The 15762-nt window shown below is 70.4% G+C and carries 12 protein-coding genes; 1 reads left to right on the top strand and 11 read right to left on the bottom strand.

The annotated features are described in order from the left end of the window. The 3 genes from H5411_RS18225 to H5411_RS18215 form a co-directional block, all read right to left on the bottom strand. On the bottom strand, nt 1-1003 hold a 1003-nt coding region (locus H5411_RS18225), incomplete at its 3' end, for a PHP domain-containing protein (protein ID WP_183124405.1). A gap of 192 nt (nt 1004-1195) precedes the next feature. Beyond that, the gene (locus H5411_RS18220; protein ID WP_167442170.1) at nt 1196-2782 is read right to left on the bottom strand and encodes a DNA polymerase Y family protein; all 1587 of its coding nucleotides are present in this window, start codon (nt 2780-2782) and stop codon (nt 1196-1198) included. Between the two features lie 50 nt (nt 2783-2832). Further along, complete coding sequence (locus H5411_RS18215) at nt 2833-3426, bottom strand: hypothetical protein (protein ID WP_101440812.1); 594 nt, start codon at nt 3424-3426, stop codon at nt 2833-2835. 2135 nt (nt 3427-5561) lie between these two features. On the opposite strand from H5411_RS18215, the gene H5411_RS18210 reads away from it, so the two are divergent. Continuing rightward, nucleotides 5562-6074, top strand: coding sequence for a GNAT family N-acetyltransferase (locus tag H5411_RS18210; protein ID WP_101435927.1), 513 nt, complete (start codon nt 5562-5564; stop codon nt 6072-6074). 44 nt (nt 6075-6118) lie between these two features. Here the strand turns inward: H5411_RS18210 and purH are convergent, their stop codons facing one another. The 8 genes from purH to H5411_RS18170 form a co-directional block, all read right to left on the bottom strand. Further along, entirely contained in the window at nt 6119-7681 is a 1563-nt protein-coding gene (gene purH, locus H5411_RS18205; RefSeq protein ID WP_183124404.1) for a bifunctional phosphoribosylaminoimidazolecarboxamide formyltransferase/IMP cyclohydrolase, read from the bottom strand. Beyond that, entirely contained in the window at nt 7678-8295 is a 618-nt protein-coding gene (gene purN, locus H5411_RS18200) for a phosphoribosylglycinamide formyltransferase (protein ID WP_101435929.1), read from the bottom strand. The genes purH and purN overlap by 4 nt, the downstream gene beginning before the upstream one ends. Nucleotides 8296-8369: 74 nt before the next feature. Continuing rightward, nucleotides 8370-9938 (bottom strand): cell division protein PerM, encoded by a 1569-nt coding sequence (locus H5411_RS18195; protein WP_246369042.1) that lies wholly within the window; start codon nt 9936-9938, stop codon nt 8370-8372. A gap of 155 nt (nt 9939-10093) precedes the next feature. Further along, complete coding sequence (locus H5411_RS18190; protein ID WP_183124402.1) at nt 10094-10825, bottom strand: DUF5336 domain-containing protein; 732 nt, start codon at nt 10823-10825, stop codon at nt 10094-10096. Nucleotides 10826-11043: 218 nt separating this feature from the next. Continuing rightward, complete coding sequence (gene sucD / locus H5411_RS18185) at nt 11044-11934, bottom strand: succinate--CoA ligase subunit alpha (protein ID WP_037356476.1); 891 nt, start codon at nt 11932-11934, stop codon at nt 11044-11046. Between the two features lies 1 nt (nt 11935). After that, entirely contained in the window at nt 11936-13105 is a 1170-nt protein-coding gene (sucC, locus tag H5411_RS18180) for an ADP-forming succinate--CoA ligase subunit beta (protein WP_183124401.1), read from the bottom strand. 118 nt (nt 13106-13223) lie between these two features. Further along, nucleotides 13224-13544, bottom strand: a complete 321-nt coding sequence (locus H5411_RS18175) for a hypothetical protein (RefSeq protein WP_101435933.1) — start codon at nt 13542-13544, stop codon at nt 13224-13226. Further along, nucleotides 13541-15442, bottom strand: a complete 1902-nt coding sequence (locus tag H5411_RS18170; protein WP_312878407.1) for a hypothetical protein — start codon at nt 15440-15442, stop codon at nt 13541-13543. The genes H5411_RS18175 and H5411_RS18170 overlap by 4 nt, the downstream gene beginning before the upstream one ends. Nucleotides 15443-15762: the final 320 nt, after the last annotated feature.

The raw sequence follows: 15762 nt of genomic DNA, 5'->3' as shown, positions 1-15762 counted from the left end.
ACATGCCCAGCAATGCTGACCGCTGCACCGCGCCCGGGTATCGCTGGAAGACTTCCGCCATTTCGTTGCCAGAGCGCAGGAACGCGGCGGCGTCCCCGGGAAGCCAGCCTTCGAGGTCGTCGATGCTGCGCCGGGCGCGGATGGCGGCGAGGGCGTCAGCCAGCCGGCCGCGTTCCGGACGCGCGTAGTGCGCGGCAGTCGTCGCGACGGTGGGCAGCTTGAGTTCACGGGCCATCTCGGCGAGCAGGTCGTTGTGCGTGCTGTCGAGCGGCTGACCGTGGTCGATCAATTCGACATAGACCTGGGTTTGACCGAAGAGATCGACCAGCCTCCGCAGTTCGGCGAACGCGGCGTCCGGGCCTTCGCGCACCAATGCGGACCGCACGGATCCCTTGCGACAGCCGGTAAGCACCGCGCATTGCCCCGCGACTTCCTCCGCTACGGCGGACAAGTCGTAGATCGGACGGCCTTTCTCGGCGCGTTCCTCTTTTTCGTCGGCGTGGCCCCGCAACTGCCCGGTGGTGATCGCGCGGCACAGGCTGCGGTAGCCGTCGCTGCCGCGGGCCAGCAGCAGGAGGTGTTCGCCTTCGGGGTCGGCGACGCCGTTTTGCGGACCGGAGAGCCCGAAGCTCAGCTCCGTGCCGAATACCGTGGCGACGCCTAGTTCTTTGGCCGCTTCGGCGAAACGGACCACGCCGTACATGCCGTCGTGGTCGGTGAGCGCGATCGCGTCGAGCCGCAGCCGCGCGGCTTCCTCCACCAGTTCCTCGGGGTGGCTGGCACCGTCGAGGAAACTGAAGTTGGAGTGGCAGTGCAGTTCGGCGTACGCCACTCGCGGCCCGGCTTCCAGGTCGCTGCGCGGCGGCGGGATGTCGGCGGGGCGGCGGTACGCCTCGCGTTTGCGTCCCCACGCGGGACTGTCGCCGTGGTCGCCGGGCGGCGTCCCGCCCGACAGCGCCCGCGCGAGGTCCTTCCACGGGACCGGCGGGTTGTTCCAGCCCATCGTCAGTCCATCCGGTTCTCGGGTGACCGGCGGGGTTCCGGGATCAGCAGCGCGACCGGCACCGGGTCGAACGGGCACGGCGGTTCGACCGGGACTCGGGGCACCGGCACGTCGTAGTCCATCAGGTGTGGTTTCCTTCCGTTGTCTTCACCGGGTTTTCCGGTTTGCCGACCCGTTCGCAGTCTTTGTCCGTCAGTCATAACTTCCCTCCACTGTCCACACCGGATTTTCCGTTCCGGAGCAGAGGACGAGCACTGCCTCCGGTGCCTCGTTTTCCCCTGCCGCAAGCACTAGTTGCAGCCGGGCTTGCTGTGGTCCGGTCGAACGACGGCCCGACGTGACCAGCCATGGACCGGCCCATCCGGTGATCAGCCGCGGCGGCCCGCCCGCGACGCACAGTCCGTGCGGCGGCGCGGTCAACCGTTTGCGCGCGGTGAGGCCGACCGGCCGCCCCTGGTCGTCGATGACCTGGACGGGCAACGGTTGTTCCAGCACCGTCGCCGGGGACGGGGAGGGCAACCGGGCAGGCCACGTGGCGTCCGGTGGTCCGACAGGTTCCCGCGGATCGCCCCACGGAATGAGCCGGACCCGGCTCGCCGGATCACGCCCGCCGTCGAGCAACGGCGTGACCACGCCCTCCGGGCCGAGCAAGCCTTGCACCCGCACGAACGCCCGGCCAGCCCGTTCGGCAGCCAATTCCTCGTCCTCGCCTGGGCCAGTGCCGGGATCGCTTCCCCGCCACAGCCCCAGCTGCAATGACCTCCCTTCGACAGTCTCTTCCGGTTCGAGCCGCAACCGCGCGACCCCGGCCGTGGGCCGTTCGCCGGGCGCGGCCTTGAGCCAGCCCTCGAACTGCCACCGGACCCGGTCCGCAACCCCTTGCGGCGTCAGTGGTTCCGCACAACGCCAGACGCGACCGAGCTGTTCGCCGTTCTCGGTGGTCGCGTATATACCCAATCGAGTGCACGCGAGCCCGCGATCAGCGAGCGCGGCGTGGAATCGCGCGCCGAGTTTTTTGGCCACGAACGCGGCGACATCCACTCGGGCGAGCACCGGATCGAACGATTCGGCGAGCGACAGTTCCGGCGGCGGGCTGCGGCGCAACGGCGGCCGGTCGGACAGGCCCCGGGCCAGCCGGTGCGCGAGCACGCCGGTGCGCCCGAACCGAGCGGCTACGTCCCGCTCGCCGAGTTCGGCGAAGGCGCCGAGCGTGCGCAATCCGAGCCGGACGAGCAGGTCGACCAGATCCGCTCGCTCAGCATCCGGCTGGTCCAGCTCGGTCACCGGCAACGGGGCGAGAAATTCGGCACTCCGCCCCGGCTCGACCAGCGCGCCTTGCCGCGCGGCGAGGGTCGCCGCGAACAGCCCTTCCGCCACGCCGACCTGGCATTCGACCCCGGCTGCCGCGGCCACCTGGTCCACCAGTTTCTCCGCCAGCCGCGGTTCGCCGCCGAAATACCCGGCCGCCCCCGCGACGGGAACCGCGAGCAGCCCTGGCCGCACCACTTCCAGCCCGACGACCAGTTCCTCCACCGCCGACGCGACGTTCTCGAACAACCGCGCGTCCCGCGCCTCGTCAACGCCGAACACCGCCAGGTCGGGGCACTGGGATTCCGCTTCCCGCCGCCGCATGCCGCGCCGGATGTTCCGCGCCCGCGCGACCGCGGTGCACGCCACGACCCGGTTCGCGTGGAACACCGCCGCCGGCCGGGTAAGCACACTCCCCGCCGCGGCGACGGCAGCGACCGCGGGCCAGTCCGGACACCACAGCACCAGCATCCGCGCTGGATGGCGACGCGGGTCTTGCTGTCCTTTGTGGACATTTCGGTTCACCCGACTGCTTCTTCCCGTGCTGCGACGCGCTTCTCGCCGCGGGAAATCCGCCCGTCCGGACCGGGCAGAAGGACCTGCGCCGACCGGGGCCGGGCCGCTGCACCGCGTCCGCGGGCGTGCACTTCGACCGGACGGGAACGGAGGTGTCCGGCGCCGTGCTCGAGCACCCCGGTCCAAGCGCCTGGAGTGCAGTGCAGTTCGACGTCCGCGGAAGGCCAGTGCCCCAACGAAAGCAGCACCGCCCCGCGATGCCGAGCCCGCGCCGCGAGCCGGCGCGCGACGTCCGGCCGGACTGACCGAGGCTCGGTGACGACGAGGTCGACGCCGTCGAGCAAAGCGGCCATCACTGCCTGGTATTCGGCCCCCGGCTGAGGAACCAATGCGAGCCGCGAAACGGCGACCCCATGCTCAGCCGCCGCGACAATCCCCAGCGACGGGGCCCCGACCACCGCCGCCCACGCCCCGGCGACGGTCGCCTCCGCGAGCAACGCGAACAGCAGCGAGGTGGAGTGGTGAACCGCGACGATGCTCCCGCGCCGCAACCCAGCCCCGGGCAGGAGATCGGCCAGGGCCGGGGCGACGGGAAGCATCCGCCCGGCGGCCTGCCCCCAGTCGGCCCGGGAAGCCCGCTCCGCGGCGACGGTGCTGGCGGTGCTGACGCCGGGGAGGGCGGTCAGTTTGGCCAACGGATGTGCCGGATCCGCCGGTGAGGATGGGTCAGCGGGATGGAGCCGAGTCGGAGGACGGAGTTTCGAGGGTTCGGGGGTTGCCGGGTCGGGTGAGGGTGTCGGGTGCAGTGGGGTCGGAGGGGTGAGCGGAGTTTCGGGCTGAGTTGCCGGATCCGGTTCAGCGCCTGAAGGAGTTTTCGGACGCAGAGGAGACGGTGGATTGGAGGGAGTTTCCGGATCCCTTGACGAATCAGCCAGGATCGGCGGACGAAGCCGGGTGGGCGGCTCGTCCGAAGTCGTCGGCTCAGGCGAGTCAACTAGCGGGTGTAGGCCAGCCAGCGGCGCACTCGGGGTCGAGGGCGCGGGCGGAGTTTCCGGGCTCGAGTCGGCTGGAGTGAACGAGCGAAGCTGGCTCGCCGGTTTGAGTGAAGTCGGTGAATCACCGCGCGGGCCAGCAGATGACACGGTCCCGGAGGGAAACGAACGAGGCTCACTCCCGGGTTCTGCCGATGAGCCTGACCGGGTCTGCGACTCGGGCGAAGTTTCCAGGCTCAAGTCGGCTGGAGCAAACGAACATAAACGAGACGGCGAATCATGGTCAGCAGGTGAGCCAAAAGGCTGCGGGCGTGCTGGTGAATCCGGCTGACTCGCCGGCTGGAGCGGAGCCGGTGAATCACCGTGCAGGCCAACAGATAACGCAGTCCCGGCGGGAAACGAACGGGGCTTACGACCGGGTTCTGCCGATGGGCCTGACCGGGCCTGCAAACGAAGCCCGGTCGACGAAGCGGTTTCTGCAGCCCCGCTGGAACTGGATGGCGTCCATGGTCCGAACGCTGTGTCCAGAGAACTCAGCCGGGTACGGGATCCGGTCTCCCCCACCGAGAACGTCAACCTCGGCGAACCCGAGGACATCGCGGCGACCGGCGTCCGTTCCTTCGCCAATGCTTCGATCGCCGACCACGGCACCAGTACTTCCCACGAGCGTGCCGGCCGCGCCTCCGGCACGCTCGTGGGCGCGGAAGCCTGGGGTTCCGCGGCGGAAAAGACCTCCCGAGACGACCGGCCAGGTTTCTTCAGCGGGGCCGCAATCCCCGCAGCGCCAAGGGGATCGGCCGCAGCAGGGTCAGCGGGCAGAACCGGAGCGCTCAGTTTTCCGGGCACGGCCGAAGAGCCACTCGCCTCAGAAGCGGCCTCGGCCAGAGACCAAACGCCGCCTATTCCCGGCACCGCCGCAGCGCGACCCACTCCAGAAGCCGCCCCGGCCGCAGCTACAGCGTCACCCGTCGCAGAAACTCCCACGGCCGCCTCAGCCAAGGCTAAAGCGCCGCCCGCGCCAGACGCCACTCCAGCCAAGGCCGAAGCACCGCCCACGCCAGACACTGCCTCGGCCAAGGCTAAAGCGCCACTCGCACCCGAAGCCTCCCCAGCCCAAGCCGAAGCGCCACTCGCACCCAAAGCCGCCCCGAACGCAGCCCGAGCTTCCCTAGCCCGGGAAGCCCCCAAAGCCGTCCCGGCCATGACTGAAGACCCGGTCGCCGCCACAGTCCCCGAAGCCACCCCGGCCAGGGCCGAAGCACCTCCCGCTCCAGCAAAACCAGCCAGAGCCGAAGCGCCACCCGCTCCGGAACCAGCCGCACCCGAACCGTCCGCGAAGGTCACCCCGGCTTCACAAACCGCCCCCGCGGCCTCTGAAGCCTTTCCCGCGATCTCCGAAGCAATCCCCGAAGAAGCAGCCCCCGAAGCCGCTCCGGTCGTCACCGGTTTCCTCCCTTCCTCCGAATCGACCGACGGCCCGTCCCGGGCCAGGTCGTCACACCAAAGCCCGGGACGGACGCCGACACCGCGGGGAAGGCGGTTCCGCATCCTCATCCGTGCGGAAACCGCACGGTCACCCAACAATCACACCCAAAAACACACCGCTGCGCCGAACAGAATCGAACACCCGTTCGACACCATCCAGTCTCGCCCGCCCCTCCCCGGCTGTCAAGCGCGAACGGAGAAAGAACCCGGAAGATCACCGGACACCAGGAAAACCGCTCTTTACACTGGGAACCCTGATGAAGACAGGACACATCGCCCTGCGGGGTTTCGCCGAAGCTGACCTGCCCGTACTCGACCGGTTCTCCACGGACCCGGACGGCGCCGGGACTTTCCAGTGGACGAGGTTCACCGGACCGCAGGCACGACGCCGGTTCGCTGAGGACGGGTTCCTCAGCCCCGCATCAAGCGCGGTCGCGGTGACTGTCGACTCGGTCGTCGCCGGGATGGCTACCTGGGAGGCGGCCGACCGGGGCGGGCCCGCCGGCGGGTGCTTCCGGGTCGGCGTCGCGCTGCTGCCCGACTATCACGGCCACGGCACCGACGCGAAGGCGTACCAACTGCTCGTCGACCAGCTCTTCCGGCACACCCGCGCGCACCGGCTCGAAGCCTTCGTCGACAGCGAGGACCTCGCCGGGCAGCACACGCTGGAGAAGGTCGGCTTCCACCGCGAAGGCCTGCTGTGCCAGGTCACCTGGCGCGACGGCGGCTACCGCGACGAGGTCGTCTACGCGATCCTGCGCGAGGGATGAAAAACCGGCCGGGACCCGAAAGTCCCGGCCGGCCAGCACAACAATCAGTGCGCGAAGTGGCGCGTCCCGGTCAGGTACAGCGTGATCCCGGCGGCCTCGGCGGCGGCGATCACCTCGGCGTCGCGGATGGACCCGCCGGGCTGCACGACAGCTCGCACGCCGGCCTCGATCAGCACCTGGAGCCCGTCCGGGAACGGGAAGAACGCGTCCGACGCGCCGACCGAGCCCTTCGCCCGGTCGCCCGCCCGCGAGACCGCCAGCCGCGACGAGTCGACGCGGTTGACCTGTCCCATGCCGACGCCTACGGTCGCCTGCTCGTGCGCCAGCAGGATCGCGTTGGACTTCACCGCGCGCAGGGCCCGCCACGCGAATTCCAGGTCCGCCAGGGTCTGCTCGTCCGCGGGCGAGCCGGTGGCCAGCGTCCAGTTCGCCGGGTCGTCGCCGGGGGCGTCGATCGCGTCGGCTGTCTGCACGAGCACGCCGCCGGAGATCGGCCGGACCTCCACCGGGGCCGCGTTCTCGAGCGCGGGCAGCTTCAGCAGCCGCACGTTCTTCTTGCGCTGCAAGATCTCCAGCGCTTCCGGCTCGAAGTCGGGGGCGAGCACGACCTCGGTGAACACCTCGGCGATCTGCTCCGCCGCCACGACGCTCACCGGCCGGTTCGTGGCGATCACGCCGCCGTACGCGGACACCGGGTCGCAGGCGTGCGCCTTGCGGTGCGCTTCGGCGATGTCCGTGCCGACAGCGATCCCGCACGGGTTGGCGTGCTTGATGATCGCGACAGCCGGCTCGGAGAAGTCGAAGGCGGCGCGACGCGCGGCGTCCGTGTCGACGTAGTTGTTGTACGACATCGCCTTGCCGTGAAGCTGCTCCGCGTGCGCGAGGCCCGGCTGCGCGCTTCGGTACAGCGCTGCCTTCTGGTGCGGGTTCTCGCCGTAGCGCAGTACGTCCGCACGGTCCCACGTCGCGCCGAGGAAGTCCGGGAAGCCGCTGTCGTCCGCAGGCGCGTACGCGTTGGCGAACCACGACGCGACAGCCGTGTCGTACGCAGCCGTGTGCGCGTACGCCTGCGCAGCGAGCCGCTTGCGGTCCGAGAGTTCGAAGCCGCCCGCGGAGACCTGCTCAAGCACCCACGCGTACCGCGCCGGGTCCACGACGACAGCGACGCTGCCGTGGTTCTTCGCGGCCGCGCGCACCATCGCGGGACCGCCGATGTCGATGTTCTCGACGCAGTCCTCGGGGCTCGCGCCGGACGCGACAGTCGCCTGGAACGGGTACAGGTTCACCACGAGCAGGTCGAACGCCGCGATGTCGAGCTGCTTGAGCTGCGCGACGTGGTCGTCATTGCTCTGGTCGGCGAGCAGACCGGCGTGCACGCGCGGGTGCAGCGTCTTGACCCGGCCGTCGAACGACTCGGGGAACCCGGTGACCTGCTCGACCGGCGTGACCGGAACCCCGGCGTTCGCGATGACCTTCGCCGTGCCGCCGGTCGACACGATCTCCACGCCGGCCGCGTGCAGGCCGGTCGCGAGCTCGAGCAGGCCGGCCTTGTCCGAGACGCCGATCAGCGCGCGCCGGACCGGGCGCCGTCCCTGTGCTGTGCTCACGAAAACCTCACCTTTCGTCCGTCCACGGTGCACCCACCACGGCCGAGTCGCTCGATCGTTTCAACCAGCAGCCTGCGTTCCACGGCTTTGATCCGCTCGTGCAGGACGTCTTCGGTGTCGTCGGTCTCCACCGGCACCGCCTCCTGGGCGATGACCGGCCCAGTGTCCACCCCGGCGTCGACGAAATGCACCGTCGATCCGGTGACGCGCACGCCGGCGGCCAGCGCGTCGGCGACCGCGTGCATCCCGGGGAACGACGGCAGCAGCGCCGGGTGGGTGTTGATCACGCGGCCCGCGAACCGCGACAGGAACTCCGGCCCGAGGATCTTCATGAAACCCGCGGACACCACGAGGTCGGGCTGGTAGGCCGCGACCGCCTCGGCGAGCGCGCGGTCCCACGCGGCCCGGTCCGGATGATCCGCGACCCGCACGGTGAACGACGGCACGTCCGCCCGTTCCGCTCGGGCAAGCGCCTCGATGCCGGTGCGATCGGCTCCGACCGCGACGACGGTGGCCGGGAACCCGGGCTGCCCGGCGGCGTCGAGCACAGCCTGGAGCAACGTGCCGGACCCGGAGGCGAGCACGACGATCTTCACCGGAGTGGGCAGTTCCAAGCGGCTGGCCAGAACGGGCTCCTTGCACGGCGGTGCGCCTCGGGCGCACGGCGCTTCACCAGGTCGCCCCAACCCTAACGGTCGTCCTCGGCGGGCTTCGCGTCGCCGGAGTCCTCGGTGGACTCGGTCACAGCCTCCGGCTCTTCGGCGGGGGTTTCGGGCTTGTCTTCAGGCTTGTCCCCGGTCGCGGCGGCTTCGGTCTGCGGCTCGTCCTCGGGCAGGTCGAGGCCCAGTTCCGCGTCGGCCTCGGCGTCGAAGTCATCGTCGTCCTCAGCCAGGTCCGAGTCCTCCTCGGGGGCCTCGGATTCGTCCTCGGAGTCTTCGGAGTCTTCGGCGGCTTCGGATTCCTCGACGTCTTCGGAGGCTTCGACCTCCTCATCGGACTCGGACTCCTCCGCCTCAGCGCCTTCGGACTCGGCTTCGGGCTCGACCTCGTCCTCCACCTCAAGCGAGCCGACCGGCCGCATCGGAGCGTGCGCCCCCGCGAAGAAGGCCACGAACCCGGCCGGAATCACGATCCAGCAGAACGCGACGATCGACGCCACCCCGACCGGCACGCTGACCGGGTCGAACGGACCGTCACCCAGCCGTCCGCCAGCGAGCGTGCCGAGCAGCACGCAGCCGAACCCGACCACCGCGCCCGCGACGCCCACCACCCGCAGCCGAGCCGCCGGATCGTCGTCCACCGCGCGGACCGACCAGCCGACCAGCACCCCGACCGCCAGCGGCAGCACCAGCAACACCGGCCACCACGACGCAGCGTGCTCGGGGATGCCACCGAGCAGCGGAACTCCGGGGACGGAACCGCCTCGGTAGCCGATGAGGTGCACGCCGAGGCCGCCGATGCTGAACCCGGGTCCGCTCACGAACGACATCGCGGCGACCACGGCGTTCGGCAGGTACAGGACGGAAAGCAGAAACAGGCCGAAGCTGCTCCCGAACGACGGCTCGAACAGGCTGGACACCGTGCGCGCGGACAGCGCCATGGCGGCGGTCAGCGTCAGAGCGCCAGCGGCCAGCAACGCGAACAGCCCGAGCAGGCCGGCGCGCAAACCGCGAAGAGCCAGCGGGTCGAGCCGGTCGGCCAGCACCTGCGGCATTCCGAACCGGCGCAGCACCCCAGCGGTGGCGGCGAGTCCGGAGATCACCGCGGGCACCACTGCGGCGAGCGCGAGGTTCGCCCGGACCGGTTCGCCGATCGACAGCAGCGAAATCAGCAGGCCGAACAGCAGATGCGTGCCGGAAATCGTGGCGATCAACGGGACCGTGTGCCGCAGCCTGGCGCACCGAAGCCGTTGCACGGCCCTGGCCGCCGCCCGCGCGACGAGCAGCACCACGCCGACTGTCGGCAGCAGCGGGAGCATGCCGAGCGGATGGCCGCCGATCCCGAGTTCGACCTGGTAGGCGGCCAGCCAGCCAGGGCCCGCCGACAGCAGCACGCCGCCCGCGGAGAAGATCGCGTGCTCGGCGGTCAGCGTGACGAGCGCGAGCAGGGTGGCGACCACCGCGTAACCGGTGACGAGCGGGCCGAGCGCCGCGACGAGCAACACCCGCAACCGGGGTGCCTGCGGGACATCCTGGTCATGGGAGTCGCCCACCGGCTCGTCGCCCGCGGGGCGGCCGGGACTGGTGAGCACCTGCATGTCCCCGACCATGACATCCGCGCTCGGCCGTCCGGGTGAGGCACGCCGCCCGGTTGACGTGGTGAATCCAACGCCCACCCGGTCGTGGCGCCACGTCAATAAAAACACCCGCTGTGACACGGAGAGTCACAGCGGGTGGGTAACGCGAAGGGTTTTCAGCCTTGCTGTCCGAAACCTCCGGGCGGCGTGCCCGGTTTGTTCTGCTCCGACGGCGGCTGGAAGAACTGGCCCTGCTGCGGCGCGTACGTCGTGGCCTGCCCGCCCGGCGGCGGCGTCGCGGGCGGCTGCTGCTGGGAGGACGGCTGCTGCTGCTGCGGCGGCTGCTGGCTCTGCTGGCCGAGCCCCGGCTGGTACTGCGTCGGCTGGTACTGGCCCTGCTGCCCGTAAGGCTGCTGGTAGGCCGGGGCGGACGGCTTCGGGGCCGGCGGCTTGAGCACCTCGTACTCGAAGAGCAGCACGGCGACCGACGCGGCCATCTGCAGGAGACCGAGGATCAGCACCACGATCACGATGGCGGACGTTCGCCCGGAGATGACGGCGTCGAGCGCGCCCAGCCCGCCGAGCACGCTGAACAGCGCGGCGAACGGCAGCGTCTTCGGTCCCTTGGGCAGCAGGTTCAGCGCCGACAGCAGACCGCCCACGAGCAGGAACAGAATGGGCTGCCCAGCCGTGCCCGCTTCGGTGGCGAAACCGAGGAAGTACTCCACCAGCCCCAGCCCGGCCACGCCGAGGGAGAGCAGCAGCGGAAGGTTCGGCGGCGCTCCGGCGCCCGCGGCAGGCGGGCCCTGCTGCGGCTGGGGCTGCTGCGGGAACCCGCCCGACGGGGGCGGTCCCTGGGACGGCTGGCCCTGCTGGGGGTAGCCGGGCCCGCCACTGGGGAAGGTCATCGGAAACTCTCCTGTCTCATCGACCGGCGGTTCGGGATCCTGCGACGCCCGGGGCGCACCGGCGGCGTCCCCCCGCTCACGAGTGACTGCACGCTAGCGCATCCGCCATGGGCGTCCGCGACGTTGGACGCACTGACCGCCGGATCGGTTGCGGCCGGAAACGACGAAGGCCGGGCACCCTGTCGGTGCCCGGCCTCCGCCAGTGGAGTCGCTGCTGGTCAGCCGAGGCTGTTGTACAGCTCACGCGCGAGAACAGCGGTCTCGCTCGGGGTCTTGCCGACCTTGACGCCGGCGGCCTCGAGGGCCTCCTTCTTCGCCGCGGCGGTGCCGGACGAACCGGAGACGATCGCGCCCGCGTGGCCCATCGTCTTGCCCTCAGGGGCGGTGAAGCCCGCGACGTAGCCGACGACCGGCTTGGTCACGTTCTCCTTGATGTAGGCCGCGGCGCGCTCCTCGGCGTCGCCGCCGATCTCGCCGATCATCACGATGACCTTGGTGTCGGCGTCCTTCTCGAACGCTTCGAGGGCGTCGATGTGGGTGGTGCCGATGATCGGGTCGCCGCCGATGCCGACCGCGGTGGAGAAGCCGATGTCGCGCAGCTCGTACATCATCTGGTAGGTCAGCGTGCCCGACTTCGACACAAGGCCGATCGAGCCCGGGCCGGTGATGTCGGCCGGGATGATGCCCGCGTTCGACTTGCCGGGGCTGATCACGCCGGGGCAGTTCGGCCCGATGATCCGGGTCTTGTTGCCGGTCGCGACCGCGTGCGCCCAGAAGTAGGCGGAGTCGTGCACCGGGATGCCCTCGGTGATGACGACGGCCAGCGGGATCTCGGCGTCGATCGCCTCGATGACCGCGTCCTTGGCGAACTTCGGCGGCACGAAGATGACCGACACGTCGGCGCCGGTCTCCTTGATGGCCTCCTCGACCGTGCCGAACACGGTGAGGTCCTTGCCCTCGATGGTGACCGTCTGGCCGGCCTTGCGGGCGTTGACGCCGCCCACGATGTTGGTGCCGGACTTCAGCATCTTGGTCGCGTGCTTCATGCCCTCGGAGCCGGTGAGCCCCTGGACGATGACCTTGCTGTTCTCGTTGAGGAAGATCGACATCTCACGCACCTGCCGCGGCGAGCTCGGCAGCCTTGTCGGCCGCGTTGTCCATTGTGTCCACCACGGTGACCAGCGGGTGGTTCGCGTCGGCCAGGATCTGGCGACCCTCGACGACGTTGTTGCCGTCCAGGCGGACGACCAGCGGCTTGGTGGCCTCGTCGCCCAGGATCTTCAGCGCCTCGACGATGCCGTTCGCGACCGCGTCGCAGGCGGTGATGCCGCCGAAGACGTTCACGAACACGCTCTTCACGTCGGTGTCGTTGAGGATGACGTCCAGCCCGGCCGCCATGACCTCGGCCGACGCGCCGCCGCCGATGTCGAGGAAGTTGGCCGGCTTCACGCCGCCGTGCTTCTCGCCCGCGTACGCCACGACGTCCAAAGTGGACATCACGAGGCCCGCGCCGTTGCCGATGATGCCGACCTCGCCGTCGAGCTTGACGTAGTTGAGGTTCTTGGCCTTGGCCTTCGCCTCGAGCGGGTTCTCGGCCTGCTTGTCGACGAGGTCCTCGTGCGCCGGGTGGCGGAAGGAGGCGTTCTCGTCGAGGGTGACCTTGCCGTCGAGGGCGATGATCTTGTCCTGCGGGTCGCGAACCAGCGGGTTGACCTCGACCAGGGTGGCGTCCTCGGAGACGAAGGTCTCCCACAGCTTCACCACGACGTCGGCGGCCTCGTCGATGATCTCGGCCGGGAAGTTGCCGGCCTTCAGGATCTCGAGCGCGGTGGCCTTGTCGACGCCCTTGATCGCGTCGACGGGGATCTTCGCGAGCGCGTCCGGGCGCTCGACGGCGAGCTGCTCGATCTCCATGCCGCCCTCGGACGACGCCATCGCGAGGAAGGTGCGGTTGGCGCGGTCGAGCAGGAAGGAGAAGTAGTACTCGGACGCGATGTCCGAGGCTTCCGCCACCAGCACGCGGTGCGTGATGTGGCCCTTGATGTCGAGGCCGAGGATGGCTTCCGCCTTCTCCTTCGCCTCGTCGGGCGTCTGGGCCAGCTTGACGCCGCCCGCCTTGCCCCGGCCGCCGACCTTCACCTGCGCCTTGACGACGACCTGGGTGCCGATCTGCTCCGCGGCGGCCTTGGCTTCTTCCGGGGTGCTTGCCACGGAGCCCGGCAGAACCGGTACTCCGTGGGCGGCGAAGAGATCCCTCGCCTGGTACTCGTAGAGGTCCACTACTCCAGTCTCCTGACGACACGCCACTGTGGTGGTCCGTTTTCCGGACCGCGCTGTCGGACCAGTCGAGGTTAGCGACCAGCGCAGACGCAGGGGACGCCGCACCTGGTGAAGTCGGTCACCGTGCGCGGTCAGAGGGTGTGCCGAGGGTGTGAGACCGCACACCGACAAGCATTTCGGCGGCCTTTTCGGGGCTTTCCTCGCCGAGTTCGACGACGGTGGTGCCGGGAAGCGCTCCGGCAAGCCCCTCGGGGAGCGGTCCGCCGAGGAGGCCCAGAATGTCTGGATCCTCCTGTTCGGCGGTGCGCACGATCTTCTCAGCCGTGTCGAGGTGTCCTACATGGACGACTTCGAGACCGGCGTCGCGCAGCATTCGCGCCAACGGAATCGCCGCGGTTTCTTCGGCCAGCTCCACGAGAACGACGCGGCGCGGGCTCACTTCTTCGCACCGGCGGCCGCGGTGACGGCGGCGACCACTGCCGCCACGACCGCGGCGAGCCCGAGCCAGAACCCCGCGCCCGGCTGTGCGCCGCCGAATGCCGAGCTGACCAACGGGACCTCGGCGACGTGCAACGCGAGGAGCACGGCCGTTCCGGCCAGCCCCGCCGCCGCGGCGCCGGGCCGCGAACGGACGCTCAACCCGAGCGTCCCGAGAACGACGAGCAGCGCGGCGAGCAACCCCCACGACGGGGTGTCGAAATCGGACCAAAGACCGGGCGTCGCGTAATCGGGCGCGGTGAATACCGGCGTGCCGAACGTCGCGATCGCCAGCACCGCGGCGATTCCGGCGGGAAGCAGGACTCGGGGCCGCGGACCTTCGGTACCGGTGTCGTCGCGTTCCACCACGCCGGTGATCACCGCGGCCAACGCGGTGAGCCCGGCGAGCCCCAGCGCGATCGCGGTGAAAACGGCTCCCGCACCGAGGCGGTAGTTGATCGCGCCGCCGAGCCCGCCGAGCCCCGTCGCTTCGGAGGCGGTGATGGCCGTGCTGAGCACGGCTGTTCCCGCGAGGACGACGCCAGCCCACAACACCGCGAGAATTCCGCGCGCGGCTGACGCCGTGCGCCGGGCGAGAAGGAAAGGTGTTGGCAGCACGACAAGAATCGCCGCGACCAGCAGTTGCCACCGGGCCGGACTGTCCGTGCCGGTGCCAAGCTGCGGAGCGTACGCGCCGATCGTCGCCGCGATTCCAGTCAGCAGTGCGAGCAAGGCGGTGAGCGCGCGCCAGATGGTCAGCCCTGGCACGCGGGCCTCGCCAGCCAGATCGGTGCGCTCAGTTTGCGTCTGCTGCGGTGTCGCAAGTGGAGTGAGGACGAGGACCAGCACCATCGGCACGACGGCGAGATACGCGCCCGTCGACACCTCCAGCCCGGGCACGGCCAGCCCGGCGACGAATGTCGGCACCGCGACCGCGAGCACCGCCGCGACGAGCCCGCCGAGCGTCCCGCGAGCGACGCCGTCGGATCCGGCGAAAACCCCGAGCACCGCCGCGATCGGCAACGCACCCGCGAGGAGCAGGTACCCGGCGAGCGCTAGTCCGGGACCCTCAAACGCTGACCGCGCAAGGAGAAACGGGTCGTCCGAGAGCACGGGGGTCATCAGCAATCCGACCGCGGCGACGACGGTGAGCAGCGGAATGATCAACCGCCAGCGGCGTTTGTCGTCGCCTCCGTCGATCTCGTTGCGTTCGCGCACGACGCGCGCGGCCGCGATCCCGGCGACGAGCGTCAGCAGGTGCCCGGCGATCAACAGCCAGAACCCGATGCCGACACCGCTGCGGTCGAGAAGCCGGTCCGGGAGGTACAGCTCGGGGCGGATGGTCCTGGAGCCGTTGACGAGGAATTGGAGATCGAGGATCAGCCGCCCCGGCGCGAGAGCGGCAAGACCGGTGACGAGACCAGCGGCGAGCCCGTGCCGCCCGCTGCGAGCCGCCGCGACCGCGATCCCGGCCGGGACGACGGCGAGGATGACGAGGAGCGGCCAGGAGAGGTAGCCAGGCCCGGCGTCCGGCGAGACCGGTGCGATGGCGCCGGCAGCCAGGGCGAGTGAGCCGACGCCGAGGAGAGCGGTGGCGGCTCGAAGCCTTGGCGAGGGGGTCTGGTCGGTGAGCTCCAGGAGGTTCTGCGGCTCGCCTTGCTGGCTCGACTCTCGACGGCTGGGGATGGTGCGGGGCGCGGACCTCGGCTCAGCCGGGATGGAAGCGGGGTTTTGACTGCTGGTCAGGCCTGCCTCGTCCCGCTGTTGCGTGGCGGGCGACGCTTCTTCTCGGCTTCCTGCTGCGTTCTCGTCGCGCGGGTCGGCTGAGCCTCGCTTGGAAGTCGCTCGGGCACGGCGCACCTCGTCGGGTCCTTGCGCTGACTCGCCACGGTCTGCCGAGTTCCCCTCGGAAGTCGGCCCAGTTCGGCGCGATTCAGCTGCCCCTTCCGCAGGCGTCGACGCTTCGCGGCGGGACGAGCTTTCGGCAGAAGTCGCTCCGCCGCGGTCGGCCGGGCTCGCCGACCTCGGCTCGTCGCCGCTGGACGAGTCAGCCGACCGTCCGGCGGAAGCGGTCCCGCGGCCACGGGGCGAGTCGGCTGGGTCCGATTTCGCCCGGCTGGCGTCGCGGCGTGCTCGGGCTCGGGCGGCCGCCTTGCGCTCGGCGAGGCTGGGACGCCGGG

This window comes from Amycolatopsis echigonensis (assembly GCF_014174495.1).
GTDB classification, from domain to species: domain Bacteria; phylum Actinomycetota; class Actinomycetes; order Mycobacteriales; family Pseudonocardiaceae; genus Amycolatopsis; species Amycolatopsis echigonensis.
Note: the sequence above shows the minus strand (reverse complement) of the source record. Positions and strands in the feature narration are given on the sequence as shown.